The sequence below is a fragment of the Streptomyces sp. NPDC055189 genome, assembly GCF_053606765.1.
The window spans coordinates 94147-108319 of record NZ_JBSGSG010000017.1 but is presented as its reverse complement, the minus strand read 5'-3'; the positions used below and the strand labels follow the sequence as shown (position 1 = coordinate 108319).

The 14173-nt window shown below is 70.9% G+C and carries 13 protein-coding genes; 4 read left to right on the top strand and 9 right to left on the bottom strand.

The window, feature by feature from the left end; translation table 11 throughout:
• Positions 1-97: 97 nt before the first annotated feature.
• The 6 genes from efeB to ACWFR3_RS15810 all read right to left on the bottom strand — a co-directional run bounded on the left by efeB (position 98) and on the right by ACWFR3_RS15810 (position 6364).
• On the bottom strand, positions 98-1330 hold the full coding sequence (gene efeB, locus ACWFR3_RS15835; RefSeq protein ID WP_453735127.1) for an iron uptake transporter deferrochelatase/peroxidase subunit: 1233 nt from the start codon (positions 1328-1330) through the stop codon (positions 98-100).
• 11 nt (positions 1331-1341) lie between these two features.
• Positions 1342-3399, bottom strand: coding sequence for a copper resistance CopC/CopD family protein (locus ACWFR3_RS15830; RefSeq protein WP_453735126.1), 2058 nt, complete (start codon positions 3397-3399; stop codon positions 1342-1344).
• Positions 3400-3413: 14 nt separating this feature from the next.
• A complete protein-coding gene (locus ACWFR3_RS15825; RefSeq protein ID WP_453735125.1) occupies positions 3414-3893 on the bottom strand; it encodes a copper chaperone PCu(A)C in 480 nt (159 codons plus the stop codon).
• Complete coding sequence (locus tag ACWFR3_RS15820; RefSeq protein WP_453735124.1) at positions 3890-4540, bottom strand: SCO family protein; 651 nt, start codon at positions 4538-4540, stop codon at positions 3890-3892. The genes ACWFR3_RS15825 and ACWFR3_RS15820 overlap by 4 nt, the downstream gene beginning before the upstream one ends.
• Positions 4541-4619: 79 nt before the next feature.
• The gene (locus tag ACWFR3_RS15815) at positions 4620-5351 is read right to left on the bottom strand and encodes a YcnI family copper-binding membrane protein (RefSeq protein WP_453735170.1); all 732 of its coding nucleotides are present in this window, start codon (positions 5349-5351) and stop codon (positions 4620-4622) included.
• 191 nt (positions 5352-5542) lie between these two features.
• Complete coding sequence (locus tag ACWFR3_RS15810) at positions 5543-6364, bottom strand: hypothetical protein (RefSeq protein WP_453735123.1); 822 nt, start codon at positions 6362-6364, stop codon at positions 5543-5545.
• Between the two features lie 288 nt (positions 6365-6652).
• On the opposite strand from ACWFR3_RS15810, the gene ACWFR3_RS15805 reads away from it, so the two are divergent.
• Positions 6653-7096: an ATP-binding protein gene (locus ACWFR3_RS15805; protein ID WP_453735122.1), complete on the top strand. Its 444-nt coding sequence runs from the start codon at positions 6653-6655 to the stop codon at positions 7094-7096.
• A gap of 75 nt (positions 7097-7171) precedes the next feature.
• Here the strand turns inward: ACWFR3_RS15805 and pdxR are convergent, their stop codons facing one another.
• Complete coding sequence (gene pdxR / locus ACWFR3_RS15800) at positions 7172-8608, bottom strand: MocR-like pyridoxine biosynthesis transcription factor PdxR (RefSeq protein WP_453735121.1); 1437 nt, start codon at positions 8606-8608, stop codon at positions 7172-7174.
• A 41-nt stretch (positions 8609-8649) separates the two neighbouring features.
• Here pdxR and ACWFR3_RS15795 point away from each other — a divergent pair, with 41 nt between their 5' ends.
• The gene (locus tag ACWFR3_RS15795) at positions 8650-9183 is read left to right on the top strand and encodes a carboxymuconolactone decarboxylase family protein (protein ID WP_453735120.1); all 534 of its coding nucleotides are present in this window, start codon (positions 8650-8652) and stop codon (positions 9181-9183) included.
• Between the two features lie 77 nt (positions 9184-9260).
• Here the strand turns inward: ACWFR3_RS15795 and ACWFR3_RS15790 are convergent, their stop codons facing one another.
• Positions 9261-10757, bottom strand: coding sequence for an aminopeptidase P family protein (locus tag ACWFR3_RS15790; RefSeq protein WP_453735119.1), 1497 nt, complete (start codon positions 10755-10757; stop codon positions 9261-9263).
• A 99-nt stretch (positions 10758-10856) separates the two neighbouring features.
• The gene (locus tag ACWFR3_RS15785; RefSeq protein ID WP_453735118.1) at positions 10857-12290 is read right to left on the bottom strand and encodes a PP2C family protein-serine/threonine phosphatase; all 1434 of its coding nucleotides are present in this window, start codon (positions 12288-12290) and stop codon (positions 10857-10859) included.
• Positions 12291-12828: 538 nt separating this feature from the next.
• Between ACWFR3_RS15785 and ACWFR3_RS15780 the strand changes: the two genes are divergently transcribed.
• Both ACWFR3_RS15780 and ACWFR3_RS15775 read left to right on the top strand, forming a co-directional pair.
• Positions 12829-13506 carry a bifunctional DNA primase/polymerase gene (locus ACWFR3_RS15780; protein WP_453735117.1) on the top strand — a complete coding sequence of 226 codons (678 nt, stop codon included), beginning with the start codon at positions 12829-12831 and terminating at the stop codon, positions 13504-13506.
• 57 nt (positions 13507-13563) lie between these two features.
• Positions 13564-14121 carry a hypothetical protein gene (locus ACWFR3_RS15775; RefSeq protein WP_453735116.1) on the top strand — a complete coding sequence of 186 codons (558 nt, stop codon included), beginning with the start codon at positions 13564-13566 and terminating at the stop codon, positions 14119-14121.
• The last annotated feature ends 52 nt before the right edge of the window (positions 14122-14173 follow it).

Genomic DNA, 14173 nt, shown 5'->3' with positions numbered 1-14173 from the left:
CTCGAACCCTCGTACGGGAGCGCGCGCCCTGCCCTTCAGCTGCCGCAGCCATCCTCCCCTCCGGCAGCCGCAGCCCCCCCCTCCGGCAGCCGCAGCCCTACCCCTCCAGCAGCCGCTGCCCCACGTACTCGCCCTTCGCCGCCCCGCCGGGCACCGCGAACAGACCGCTCGACTCGTGCCGGATGAACTCCGAGAGCGCGTCCCCCCGGTCGAGCTTGCGCTGCACCGGCACGAAGCCGCGGAGCGGGTCGGCCTGCCAGCACACGAAGAGCAGGCCCGCGTCCGGCTCCCCGTTCTTGTCGAAGCCGTCGTGGTACGAGAACGGGCGGCGCAGCATCGCGGAGCCGCCGTTCTTGTCGGGCCGGGTGATGCGGGCGTGGGCGTTGAGGGCGATGACGTAGTTGCCGTCCGGGCCCGCCTTCTCCAGCTTCGGTTCGGTGGTCTCCGTACCGCCGGTCAGCGGTGAGCCGTCCGACTTGTGACGCCCGATGACCGCCTCCTGGTCCTTGACGCCGAGCTTCTCCCAGTCGTCGAGGAGCATCCGGATGCGGCGCACGACGACGTACGAGCCGCCGGCCATCCATTGCGGGTCGCCCTTGGCCGGCACGAAGATCCGCCGGTCGAAGTCGTCGTCCGACGGCTTCGGATTGTTGGAGCCGTCGATCTGTCCCATGAGGTTGCGCGTCGTCATGGGCCGCGCGGTCGCGCCCGGCGAGCGGTTGAAGCCGTTCATCTGCCAGCGCACCCGCGCCGCTTCACCCGCCTCCTTCTGGATCGCGCGCAGCGCGTGGAAGGCGACGAGCGGGTCGTTCGCGCCGATCTGCACCCACAGGTCGCCTTCACTGCGCGCCTTGTCGAGGCGGTCGGAGGAGAAGTCAGGCAGCGGGTCGAGCGCGGAAGGGCGCTGCTTCTCCAGGCCGGTGCGCCCGAAGAAGCTGTGCCCGAAGCCGAAGGTGACGCTCAGCGACGAGGGGCCCGCGTCCCGGGCGACGTCCGTGTCCCCGCCCTCCGCTGCCTTGCCCGCCATCAGCCGTTCGGCCGTCGCCGACCAGCGGCGCAGCAAGGCGGCGGCTTCCTTGCGGCCCGCACCCGCGGTCAGGTCGAAGGCCACCAGATGGCCGCGGGACTGGAGGGGCGTGGTGATGCCGGGCTGATGTTTCCCGTGAAACATGACCGTGTCCGCGCCAAGCGACGCCAGCGACGGCGCCTGCTCGGGGGTCTCCGAGGGCGCCGCGGCATACCCGGCGGCACCGCCCGCCGCGCCCAGCGCGAGACCGGTGGCGCCGGCGGTGCCGAGCAGCCGCCGCCTCGAAATCCCGTTGTCCGCCATGGTGGTTCCGTTCAGCCGATCTGCGCGTTCTTGTTCACGGTCACTTGGTCGATGTCGGAGGTGCGTACGGTCACCGCGATCTTCCAGTTGCCGGCCATCGGGATCTGCACCCCGCTGGAGCTCCAGTGTCCGGTGGAGATGTGGTCGGGAGCGACAGGCAGGGGGCCGAGATCCTTCGACTTGAGGGTGAAGGAGACCTTCACCTCGGGGATGTCGAAGGCACTGCCGTTCGGCCGCTTCACGAAGATGTGCATGTCGTTGCTGCCCGTGCGGCCGGGGTCCAGGTCGAGCTGCAGGGTGCCCTTGCCGTCGTCGGAGCCCGTGTCGAAGGGGATCTTGAGGGTGAGCGGTCCTGACCGCTGTGCGGCGGCGGCCGTCTTCGACGCCGCAGCCTCTTCCTCCGTACGCCCCGGCTCGGTGGAGGTGAGGACCGTCGTGACGGCGAGCAGGACCACGGCGACGCCCGCCTCCGCGAGCACGGAGCGGCGCAGGCCGGAGCGGTTGGGGTCGGCGTCGCGGATCCGCTTCTCGCGGGCGGTGCTCATGGCGGCCTGCTGGCGGGCGAGTTGGGCGGAGCGCTTGGACTCCTTGGAGTCCTTGGACGCCTTGGCCTCCTTGGAATCCGCGCCGGTGCCTCCGGCGGGCACCGTCACCGGCTTCTTCTCCACGCGCTTGGCCGCGGCGTTCTTCTCCGCATGCTTCTCCGCGCGCTTCTCGACGACGGTCGCCGCGGCCGCCTCCGGGGCCACATCGCCCGTCTGGCCCGCGATCCGGGCCGTCCAGCGGCGCGAGATCCAGGCGATGCCGACGAGTACGACGACCAGACCGACCTTGATCAGGAGCAGCTGTCCGTACCACGTACCGGTGAGGGCCGACCACGAACCGACCTGCCGCCACGACTGGTAGAGCCCGGTAGCCGCGAGGGCGACGACGCTGCAGAACGCGACCCGGGAGAAGCGTTTCACCGCCCCGGCATCCACCGACGGCGCGAAGTAGAGGGCGACGACGAGCGCCGCGAGCCCGCCGAGCCAGGCCGCCACGGCGAGCAGGTGCACGACGTCCACGGGCATCGCGAGCCCGGCCTGGATACCGGTCGACGCGTGCTCGGCCATGGCCCAGGTCGCGCCGAGCCCGACGGCGACGACGCCCCCGCCGATCGCGAGCCCGAAGGTGAGGTCCTTGCGCTCCTTGGGGTCGGTCCGCTTCTCGTACGCCCCGAAGAGCACCGCGATGAAGAGCGCGGCGGCGGCCAGCAGGAGGAGCCGTGAGACCAGCGCGGCTCCCGTCTTCGTTTGGAGCACGTCGCCGAGCTTGGCCATGTCCAAGGCGTCGGCGATCTTCCCGGAGCCGGTGTAGGGCGCGCGCAGCAGGAGCAGCACGAGGGTGGACGCGGTGAGCGTGACCCAGCCGGACACCACGAGGCGCTGCACGGGCCGTACGCCGGCGCCGCGCGGCCAGCAGCCGAGCACGAAGGCCGCGCCGCCGACGACGAGGATGAACCCGGCGTACGAGAGGTAGCGCGCGAAGCCGTAGAGGCCGCCGACGAACCCGCCGCCCACCTCCTGGTCCGGCAGCGCGACCTTGGTGTCCGACGGCGCGCCCACGGAGAACGTGAAGGCCCCGGAGATCGGGTGGCTGTCGGCGGACACGACCTGGTAGGCGACGGTGAAGGTGCCGTCGGGCAACCCCTTGTGCAGCTTCACGCCGTAGGTGTTGGACCCGAGGTCACTGGTCTTGCCGGTGTCGACGCGCTTGCCGGCCGGGTCGAGCACCCGTACGGAGCCGTCGGACATGGCGACCTTCTCGGAGAAGGTCAGCGAGACGGCTGCGGGCGCCTTGTCGACCACCGCCCCCTGCTTGGGGTCGCTTCCCGTCAGCGCCGCGTGGGCGGAGGCTGGGGCCGCCGTGCCGAGCAGCGCGCCGAGGAAGACGGCGACGACGAGCAGGAGCCGTCCGACGCCGGGGGCTATCCCGAAGCGCGCGGCGGCCCCGGAGCGAGCTCTGGCGGCTCCGGAGCGCGCTCCGGAGCCTCCGGCGCGAACTCCACAGCGGGGAGCGATGGTCTGCATCAGCGATCAGTCCCTCAGTGCGACGCGTGCTTGCCGGGCTTGGGGTTGTACGTGGCGGCCTTCACCGGAACCTCAATCTCGATCGGGTCCGACTTTGCGAAGTGCAGCGTCACGGCGACCTTGTCGCCCTGCTTCGGCTTGTCCTTGAGCTCCTCGAACATGAGGTGGTTGCCGCCCCGCGCGAAGTCGAGCTCGCCGTTCGCGGGTACGGCGAACGACTTCTGCTCCTTCATCGCGCCGTCCTTGGTGCTGTGCAGCGTGACCTTCTCGGCGATGGAGCTGGTGACCGAGGTGAGCTTGTCCGCGCCGCCCTTGTTCGTGACGGTGAAGAACCCGGAGGCCATGTCGTCCATGGCGGGCTCGGGCATGAACGCGCCGGCGACCTTGAGCTCCGGTTCGCCCGAAGCCTTGTCGCCGGACGAGTCCGAGCAGCCCGCGAGGACGAGCCCCGCCGTCAGCGCCACGGCCCCGCTGATCAGTGCGCGACGGTTCACGGAGTCGCTCCCTTGACGATCTTGGGGAGGTCCTTGGTGTAGTCGTCCACGGTGGCGTCCTGGCCCCACAGGACGTACCCGGCGTCGGTCTTCGGCGAGAACGCGATGACCTGCGTGCCGTGCATCGAGATGACCTTGCCCTTCTCCTTCTTGGAGGGCTCGATGCTGATGCCCAGGGTGCGGGCGCCGGCCTGGATGGTGTCGAAGTCACCGGTCAGACCGATGAAGTCGGTGTCCTGGCCCTTGAGCCACTCGCCGAGGTGGGCGGGGGTGTCGCGCTCGGGGTCGGTGGTGACGAAGACGACCTGGAGCTTGTCCTGTTCGGCCTTGGGCAGCTGCTTCTTGGCGACGGCGATGTTGCTCATCGTCAAGGGGCAGAAGTCCGGGCACTTGGTGTAGCCGAAGTAGAGGAGCGTCGGCTTGCCCTTGGTCCGCTCGCGCAGGTCGTACTTCTTGCCGTGCGTGTCCTTGAGGACGAGGTCCGGCTTCTCGAAGGGCTTGTCGAGGACGGTCGCGGCCTTGTCGCCGCCGGACTCCACGGAGACGTCCGCGACGGGCTTCTTGCCGTCGTCACCGCTGCCGCAGGCGGACAGAGTGAGGGTGGCCGCGGCCAGCATGGCGGCGGCGAGCAACTTCTTCTTGCGCATACGAAAATGTCCCAGATGTGAGGGGGCCCGGGCGCACCGGGGGCAGACGAAACGCCCCCGGTGCGGCCCGAAGGGTGGCTCAGCTGTTGGCGCGCCGACGGCCGGCGAGCACGCCGAACGCCACACCCGCGGCGCCGACGACGATGCCGACGATGCCGAGGACGCGGGCGGTGGAGTCGCTGCTGTCGGAGGAGGCGGCGGACTCGGTCTTGTCGCCCGACTTCGCGTCTTCCTTGGCCTCGTCGTGCGAGGCGGCGGCGTCGTGGCCCTCCTCGGAGGCGGCGGTGAGCGCAAGGGCCGGGGCCGGGTGCTCCGGCTCCTCCTGGCCCTTCTGCTGCGGCTCGATCCAGCGGACGACGTCCTTGTTGTCGTACGTCTGGACGGCCTTGAAGACGAGCTCGTCGGCGTCCTCGGGGAGCGCGCCGATGGACAGCGGGAACTTCTGGAAGGAGCCCGGCTGGACGCCCTTGCCGTCGGCGGTCCAGGTGACCTTGGAGACGGCTTCGTCGATCTTCTCGCCGTGCATTTCGAGGGGCTTGTCGAGCTTCGTCTTGGTGACCTTGGCGGTCCAGCCGGGGACGGGCGCCGTCATGACGGAAGCGAGCGGGTGGTCCTCGGGGAAGGACACCTCGAGCTTGTTGGTCGAGGCGTCATCCATCTCGTTCGGGACCTTGAAGTTGACCGTGGCGTAGCCGCCCTTGGCGGCCTCGCCCTCGGCCGAGACGCTGACGTGCGCGAAGGCGGGGACGGAGAGCAGGAGGACGGCGGTGGCGGCGACGCCACCGACGACAGAGACGCGGGAGGCCTTCACGGCGGACAGCGCAGACAGAGCAGACATGGCGGAACACTCCACTTTCAGCGGTGATGATCAGCGGCGCCGAGCAGGCCGGCAGCGGTGATCAGGGGAGAGTGCGCGCGGCGACGAACCGAGCGGCACGCGCGCGTGGGACGCCGCGCGGCGTGAGGCACCTCTCCGTAGTGCTGCGGTAGGAGTGCGTCGCGTCAGGCGGCGAGTGCGAGTGCGGCGGCGGCCGGCGGGCCCCGCCTGATCACCGTGTGCTGGAGCGCGCTGGTGTGCGGCTTCGCCGGTACGAGGAACGTGGCGCGCGGAGTCGGTGAACCGACCTGGGGCGCTCCGGGGAGCCCGGCGCGCAGTGCTCCTACGAGGGCGAGCGCGCCGCGCAGGGAACGTACGAGCGCCCCTTCGGCGACTCCGTACGCCCCGTGGGCCGAGAGCCGCACGAGCCGGAGCAGCGCGATGTCGCCACGGCGCAGCAGCCATCCGGCGGCAACTGCAGCGAGCACATGCCCCAGGAGCATCGGCAGCGACGGGAGCAGCGACATCGAGTCCATCGCGGAGTCCGCCGCCGTGGCCGGTGCGCTGTGGTGCATGGCGTGGCCCGAGGCCCCGCCGCCCGGCTCCACGCCCGCCGTGGTCAGGATCCGGTGGGCCTGAGCGGGGCTGAGGCCGGCTGCGCCCACCCCGCACATCAGGCGCGCGGCCCGCTCCACCATGGTGGTGTCGGTGCTCGCCACTGTCGTGGCGCCGTGCTGGCCCACTCCGAAGAGCGCATGCAGGCCCACCTGCCCGGCAGCGAGCGCGGCGGCGATGCCCGGCAGCGAGCGCTCGCGTCCGGCGAGCGGTGCGGCGACGGCGAGGACGGCGACGAATCCGACGCCGAGCGTCCACAGCGGAACGGCGGCGCAGGAAGCGAGCACATGGCCCCCGGCGGACAGCACGACGCAGAGCACGGCGAACACCGCGGCTCTCAGGAGCCGGAGGTCGACTCCGGCGCGCGCCTCGCGCTGGTGGGGGGCAGTCATGGCCGGAACATCATTGCACTGGGCTTACCCGCCGCATACGGCAGGTCCGCAAGCTCCCGTCCGTGCCGATGGGTGCCGATGAGTGGCAGTGAGGGTCGATAACTGCCTATGGGTACCGAATGGGTGGCTTTAGGGGGCCTGTGAGTTGCTTGTGGGGGACGTGTCTACACCGCCCCGAGCCGTCCGCGCGTCCGCCGTATGGGCGGCATCACGTCAAGTGCGCGCTTATACACCGTCGCTTGCGGCAATACGTATCGGTATGTCGAGCCGCGGCCAGGAGGCTGGAGCATGAGCATGTGGTGGTCACTCCATTTGCGGCGCGAAGCTGCGAGCGTCCCGCTGGCCCGTCGGTTGCTGATCGGCACGATGGAGACCGCGGGGGTGGATCCCGACGTCTCGTACGACCTCTCGGTGGCTCTCAGCGAGGCTTGCGCCAACGCGGTGGAGCACGGCGGGGCGACGGTCCCCGATGGCGCTGCCGGGGCCTATCGGGTGACGGCGTATCTGGACGGCGAGAAGTGCCGCATCGAAGTGGCTGATTCCGGCCCCGGATTCGTGCCCGTCACGGTGCCCGCGTCCGACACCGCCGAGCACGGGCGGGGTCTGTACCTCATCCAGGAGCTCGCCGATCATGTGCACTTCGGCAACAAGCCAGGGGGCAGGGGCGGCGCGGTGATCAGCTTCGACAAGATCCTCAAGTGGCGTGAGGACACACCGCTCGTCACGGCCTGAGAGGCACACACCGCTCGTCACGGCCTGAGGTGGACGCACGGCTCGTCACGGCCTGAACCTCCGGCTCCCTCCCGCTCAGCCGGGCGGCAGCGCCCTGCACAGGGCATCGAGGGCCGCTCCGTAGGCGTGCTCCGGCGGCGTGGAGTAGCCGACGACCAGGCCGTCGGGCGCGGGCATCGTGGCCTCCGGGTGGCGGAATTCGGCGAGACCCTCCAGTGCGAGGCCCTGCCAGGCGGCCGCCTTCGCCGTGGACTGTTCGGTTCCGGGCGGCAGCCGCAGGACGGCGTGCAGGCCCGCGGCCACGCCGGTGGGGCTGATGTGCGGCGCGTGCGCGGCGAGCGCGGCGACGAGCTGATCGCGGCGGTGGCGGTAGCGCTGCCGCATGCGGCGGACGTGCCGGTCGTAGTGGCCCGTGTCGATGAGGTCGGCGAGCGTGAGCTGGTCGACGACACTGGCCCACGCCTCCCGTTCGCCCTTTGCCGCGAGCACGTCGTCGATGAGGTGTTCGGGCAGAACAAGCCACCCCAGACGCACCCCCGGAGACAGGCTCTTGCTCACCGAGCCCACGTATACGACGCGTTCGGGATCCAAACCCTGTACGGCGCCCACGGGCTCCCGGTCGTAGCGGAACTCGCCGTCGTAGTCGTCCTCCAGGACGAGGGCGTCGCGGGTGCGTGCCCAGTCGATCACCGCGGAACGTCGGGCGGGGTGCAGGGGACCGCCGGTCGGGAACTGGTGTGCGGGTGTGAGCAGCACACCCCGGACTCGCTGACAGCCGGTCAGTTCCTCGACGCGGGCGCCCATTTCGTCGAGGCCCAGCGGGACCGTCCGTACGCCCGCGGTCGCCAGGATCGAGCGATGAAAGCCGAGCCCGTACGACTCCACGGCCAGGGGCCCCCGCAGCATCCCGCCTCCCCCGCTCCCGAAGAGCAGCCGCAGGGCGTGCGCGAACCCGGAGCACACCACGATCCGCTCCGGGTCGGTTCGCACCCCGCGAGCGCGCCCCAGATAGCCCGCCAGCGCCCGGCGCAGCTCGATGCGCCCCTGCGGGTCACCCGGCCCGAAGGCCTCGTTGGGCGCGGAGCCGAGGGCGCGCCGGGCGGCGGCGAGCCAGGCGGTGCGGGGGAAGGAGGCGGCGTCCGGCTGGCCCTGACGCAGGTCGTGGGCGGGCGGTGCGGGCGTCGCGGGCCGGGTGGGTGCCCGTTTGGGGCGGCGGGTGCGCGCGGGAGGAGCCGCCCGGTCGGCCACCCGCGTGCCGGACCCCTGCCGCGCGGTCAGCCAGCCCTCGGCGACCAGCTCGGCGTAGGCGTCGGCGACGGTGTTGCGTGCGATGCCCAGGTCGGCGGCGAGGGAGCGGTAGGGCGGAAGCCGCGTCCCCGGAGCGAGCCGCCCCTCGCGCACGGCGTCGCGCAGCGCGCGGATCAGGACGGCACGGCGACCACCCGCCCCGGAGAGCTCCAGATGCAGGTCACTCCCGATGCGCTCGGCCAAATTGACCCATGATTCCGGCATGGGAATGCACCCTATCCAAGGTCTATCCCGCCCGTAGATTCATGGTCATGACGAACAACGAGAACGCCGCGCAGACCGCCGCCCAGACCGCAGCCCAGGCTCACACCCACACCCACACCCACACCCACACTCCCCGCCTCAACTTCGCCAAGGCCGCCCCCAAGGCCTTCAAGGCCGTGATCGGACTCGACGCCGCGGCCCGCGACGGCCTCGACCCCGCCCTGGTCGAACTGATCCAGATCCGCGCCTCGCTGCTCAACGGCTGCGCCTACTGCCTGCACATGCACACCTCCGACGCGCGCAAGGCCGGCGAGGACGAGGCGCGGCTGCACATGGTGGGCGTCTGGCGCGAGGCCAGGAACTTCTTCACGGAGAAGGAGCAGGCGGCACTCGACCTGACCGAAGCCGTCACGCTCGTCCACCGGGGTGGTGTCCCGGACGACGTCTACGCCCGCGCGGCAGCGCACTTCGACGAGACGGAACTGGGCCACGTGCTGGCCCTGATCTTCACCATCAACACCTGGAACCGCATCGCCCTGAGCACCGGCAAGGTGGCGGGCGAGGACGAGCGCTAGGCCCCGCCGATGATCGCCGGGCCCCGGCAACGCAAAACGGGCCCCTTCTTAAAGAAGAGGCCCGCTTTGCAGGATGCTCAGCTCTTGAGCTCGGCCATCCACGCCTCGACGTCATCGGCCCGGCGCGGCAGCGCGGCGGACAGGTTCTTGTTGCCGTCGGCCGTCACGAGGATGTCGTCCTCGATCCGCACACCGATGCCGCGGTACTCCTCCGGCACGGTCAGGTCGTCCGCCTGGAAGTACAGACCGGGCTCGACGGTCAGGCACATGCCGGGCTCCAGGACACCGTCGGCGTAGGTCTCACGGCGCGCGGCGGCGCAGTCGTGGACGTCCATGCCGAGCATGTGACCGGTGCCGTGCAGGGTCCAGCGGCGCTGCAGACCCAGCTCCAGGACGCGCTCGACCGGGCCCTCGACGAGACCCCACTCCACGAGCTTCTCGGCGAGCACGCGCTGCGCGGCGTCGTGGAAGTCGCGGTACTTGCCACCGGGCTGCACCGCCGCGATGCCGGCCTCCTGGGCCTCGTACACGGCGTCGTAGATCTTTCGCTGCAGTTCGTTGAAGCGACCGTTGATCGGCAGCGTCCGCGTCACGTCGGCGGTGTAGTACGTGTGCGTCTCCACACCGGCGTCGAGCAGCAGCAGTTCCCCGGAGCGCACGGCGCCGTCGTTGCGCACCCAGTGCAGCGTCGTGGCGTGCGGGCCCGCGGCGCAGATCGAGCCGTAGCCGATGTCGTTGCCGTCGACGCGGGCGCGCAGGAAGAAGGTGCCCTCGATGTAGCGCTCGCTGGTCGCCTCGGCCTTGTCCAGGACACGCACGACGTCCTCGAAGCCGCGGGCCGTCGAGTCGCACGCCTTCTGCAGCTCGCCGATCTCGAACTCGTCCTTGACCAGACGGGCCTCGGAAAGGAAGACGCGCAGTTCCTCGTCGCGCTCGGCGGTGACCTTGTCGGTCAGCGCGGCCTCGATGCCCGCGTCGAAGCCGCGGACGACCCGGACGGAACCGGTCGCCTCGCGCAGCTGCGCGGGCAGCTCACGCACGTCGGAGGCCGGGATGCCGTACAGCGTCTCGGCCTCGGTGAGGGAGTGCCTGCGGCCGACCCACAGCTCGCCCTGGCCGTCCAGCCAGAACTCGCCGTTCTCGCGGTCGGAGCGCGGCAGCAGGTAGATGGTGGCCTCGTGGCCGCTCGTGCCGTCGGCGAAGTCGGACGGCTCAAGGACGAGGACGCCGTCCTCGGTCTGGTTGCCGGTCAGGTACGCGTACTCGACGGAGGAGCGGAAGGCGTACTCGGTGTCGTTCGAGCGGGTCTTGAGATTGCCCGCGGGGATCACGAGACGCTCGCCCGGGAAACGGGCGGAGAGCGCGGCACGGCGGGCGGCGGTGTGCGCTGCCTGGGCGATCGGCTGCAGGTCGTGCAGCTCGGTGTCGGCCCAGCCGGACTTCATGTTCTCGGCGAGCTCGTCGGACACGCCCGGGTACAGGCCGTTCTTGCGCTGCTTGATCGGCTCTTCCTCGGACTCGGTCTCCAGGCCTTCCGGGGTCTCCGGGATCTCCCGAATGAGCTCCTCCGACACGATCTGCCTCCTATGTACGACACTGAACCCCCTCCATCGTACGGGCGTACGGAAGGGGTCCCAGAGCCGGAAGGCCCATTACATGCCGTATTGCGGGGGTTACTCGAAACGGGCCGCGAGGAGGACCACGTCCTCGTCGCTCTCGACCGCGTCGAGCCCGTCCGGCAGCACAGTCCGCAGGATGTGATCGGCGAGCGCGGCCGGGTCGGCGCGCACCGGTTTCGGCACGCTCGCCGCCGCCGCGTGCAGCCGCGCGAAGGCCCGGTCCATGGGGTCGCCGGTGCGGTGGAGCAGACCGTCCGTGTAGAGAAGCACCGTTTCTCCCGGCTCCGCCCTGAACTCCACGCTGGGCGCCTCCCAGCACGCGAGCATCCCCAGGGGCGCCGACAGCGAGGTCTCCACGAACTCCGTGCGCCGCTCACCGATCACCAGGGGCGGGCTGTGCCCGGCACCGGCCAGGATGATCTTGCGCTGGGCCGGCTCGCAGTAGGCGAAGAGGGCGGTCGCCGACCGCGCGGGCTCGGTGAGCCTGAGCAGCAGCTCCAGATCGGACAGTACGGCGACGGGGTCCTCGCCCTCCATCACGGCGTACGCCCGCAAGGAGGCCCGCAGGCGCCCCATCGCGGCGACGGCGCTCGGCCCCGACCCGGTGACGGACCCGACCGCGAGACCGAGCGCGGCATCGGGCAGCGGCAGCGCGTCGAACCAGTCGCCGCCTCCGCGCGCGCAGGTGCGGTGCCGGGCGGCGAGCTGCACTTCGGCGACCCGCGGCAGGCGCGAGGGCAGCAGCTCCTCGCGCAGGGTGGCTTCCGTCTTACGGGCGCGGTCCAGCTCGATCAGCAGCGCCAGGTGCTCGGCGGCCTGCCGGGCGTAGAGACCGACGAGGTGCCGGTGGCGCTCGTCGGGCTCCGCGGGCTCGTCGTACAGCCAGACGGCGGCGCCGATGCGGCCCGCGGTCTCGGTGGACAGGGGCAGTGCGTAGCTCGCGGCGTACCCGAGGCGGACGGCGACCTCGCGGTGGCGGGGGTCGAGGCCGCTGTCGGCGAGCAGATCGGCGTCGATGAGCTCGGTCTGCGCACCCGGCGGCACGGGCGGTGCGTCGAGGAGCCGTCCGAAGGCGGTGGCGCCGCGGGGCACGGTCTCGATGTGGCCGAGGTCGGCGCGGGCGAGGCCGAGGCCGACCGTGGTGTCGGGGCCGAGCCGGTCGGCGGGCTCCAGGACGAGCAGGCCGCGGCGTGCGCCGACGAGGGCGGCTCCGGCGCGCAGCAGTTCGTGCAGGGCTTCGTCGAGGGAGGCCGTGCGCGCCAGGCGCTCGGTGAGCTCCTGCAGCGTGGTCAGATCGGAGACCCAGCCCGCGAGCCGGTCCTGGATCAGCAGGGTCGGGGTGCCCTGGGCCTGCGGGGCGGGCGGGGCAGTGTGGTCTTGTGGCGGAACAGTTGAATCGATTCCGGCCACTTTCGGCAGATGCGGAGGGTTCATGGCTGACGGCTTTCCGACCGGTGCGTATTGCTCAATAGCATCGCAAACCCCCATGTCATTCTGCGCCGCTTGCAATGTTCTCCACATCTACACGCACTGGTTAGGGGATGTCCAGCATTGTCCAGCTGGGATTCCTGGTGTCCGTGGGAATTCTGTGACCTAAGAGCGATCTTGGTAACTTGGCTCAAAAGTGCCTGAGGCGACGGCCTATTGCGATCGACTGGGATTGTTCAACAAGGGGTACTCCCAGGCCCTCAGGCACGGGAGGCGCGTCACAGCGGCCGTGATGGGTACGTAATCGGTGATGACCAGGGGCAGTTGAGATCCGCCCGGAACCTGGTGACGGAACCGGGCGTCTTAACTCACGACGACCGTGCCCCATCCTCCCGTGGGGGAGGCGGCGAAAAGTATGCGGGACAGCAAACGCCAGGCACCGCCACCCCACGCCACGCTAACGCTCGGCCCCTAGGGGTTCCCCATGCCGCAGGCTGGGGTGTGATGCGCCAGTTCTACGCACAGCGAAGTGATCCACACATGGTGTGATGTGGCCCGCCGTGTTCCTCGGCGTGTAAACGGAAAGGAACGAGCGCTCATGCGCGAGATCCTCGGAAGGCGAAGCAGGCTCCTGTCCAGGCTCACCGGCAGGAAGTCTGACCAGAGTCCCGGTCTGTACGGCGCGGCCCTGACCTTTGCGACGGCATGGAAGTGGTCCGTGGTGCCGGGCGTCGGACTCGACCGGCGAGACGGCACCCGGTGCGCCTGCCCCGACCCCGACTGCACAGTGCCAGGAGCGCACCCTCTCGACCCCGGTCTGCTGACCGCGACGACCGATGAGCGCATGGTGCGCTGGTGGTGGACGAACCGCCCGGACGCGCCCATCGTGCTCGCCACCGGCGGCAGCGCACCGTGCGCCGTCAGCCTGCCTGCGATGGCGGGCGCGCGCGCCCTGGCCGCGCTCGACAAGACGGGCATCAGGCTCGGCCCGGTCGTCGCGACCCCGGCCCGCCTCTTCCTGCTCGTAGCGCCGTACTCCATGGAGCAGTTGGGCGACCTGCTGTACGCCAAGGACTACGTACCGGGCTCACTGCGCTTCCACGGAGAGGGCGGATACATCGCCCTGCCGCCCTCCGAGACGGGCCAGGGGCCGGTGCACTGGGAGCGGGCTCCGCTGCCCGGCTCGGCGGCGCCCTGGGTGCCCGACGTGGAGGCCGTGGTGGACGCGGTGGTGGACGCCCTCACTCGTACGGGTGTGAGCGCGCCCGAGTTGTAGGGGAAATGGGCGTGCGGCGGGCCGGCCGCACGTCAAACGTCGTTAGTGTCAGGGACCATGAACCCCCGCCTGCTCGCGCTCATGGGCGTCGTGGCCATCACGGTTCTCCTGCCGCTCGCCGGCGCGTCCGCGGGGCCCGTGGGCGACGGTGACGCCGAAGCCAAGCCGTCGGAGCGGCAGGCGGACGCGGAACCGGGGGCGGCGCCGGATCCCGACGCGAAACAGCCCACCGACGCGAAACAGCCCACTACGGAGAAGCCGACTTCGACACGCGCTGCCCGCTGCGGACCCGAACTCACCTCCCCCAAGGGCATCGAGGCCCAAACCTGCGTCCTGACCCGGGAGGACGACACCTGGGGGCGCACGTACTACCGCAACACGACCGGCGACGAGCTGAGCGCCGTGCTGACCTTCATGGGGCCGGGCGGACGCACCGTACAGACGCACTGTGCGGTGGACGCGGCGGACGAGCCGGGTGCGTGCGAGACGCCGCGGGAACGAACCGCGGGGGAAGCCGAGGCGTACACGGCGGTGGTGGAGTTCGCCGACGTCGGGAGCGGCGGGCCGCTGTTGCTGCGCTCCGGGAGCAACTCCGCCCGGCCTCAGGCCAGTTGAGAGTGCTGTCCGGGCCGTAGGACGGTCCGGACACACAAGGGCCCGGTTGCTG

What these genes read in the sequence shown, in the direction of transcription:
- efeB (WP_453735127.1), bottom strand. Translation starts at nt 1,330, where the DNA reads ATGGCGGACAACGGGATTTCGAGGCGGCGGCTGCTCGGCACCGCCGGC.
- ACWFR3_RS15830 (WP_453735126.1), bottom strand. Translation starts at nt 3,399, where the DNA reads ATGCAGACCATCGCTCCCCGCTGTGGAGTTCGCGCCGGAGGCTCCGGA.
- ACWFR3_RS15820 (WP_453735124.1), bottom strand. Translation starts at nt 4,540, where the DNA reads ATGCGCAAGAAGAAGTTGCTCGCCGCCGCCATGCTGGCCGCGGCCACC.
- ACWFR3_RS15810 (WP_453735123.1), bottom strand. Translation starts at nt 6,364, where the DNA reads ATGACTGCCCCCCACCAGCGCGAGGCGCGCGCCGGAGTCGACCTCCGG.
- ACWFR3_RS15805 (WP_453735122.1), top strand. Translation starts at nt 6,653, where the DNA reads ATGAGCATGTGGTGGTCACTCCATTTGCGGCGCGAAGCTGCGAGCGTC.
- pdxR (WP_453735121.1), bottom strand. Translation starts at nt 8,608, where the DNA reads ATGCCGGAATCATGGGTCAATTTGGCCGAGCGCATCGGGAGTGACCTG.
- ACWFR3_RS15795 (WP_453735120.1), top strand. Translation starts at nt 8,650, where the DNA reads ATGGTCATGACGAACAACGAGAACGCCGCGCAGACCGCCGCCCAGACC.
- ACWFR3_RS15785 (WP_453735118.1), bottom strand. Translation starts at nt 12,290, where the DNA reads ATGGGGGTTTGCGATGCTATTGAGCAATACGCACCGGTCGGAAAGCCG.
- ACWFR3_RS15780 (WP_453735117.1), top strand. Translation starts at nt 12,829, where the DNA reads ATGCGCGAGATCCTCGGAAGGCGAAGCAGGCTCCTGTCCAGGCTCACC.
- ACWFR3_RS15775 (WP_453735116.1), top strand. Translation starts at nt 13,564, where the DNA reads ATGAACCCCCGCCTGCTCGCGCTCATGGGCGTCGTGGCCATCACGGTT.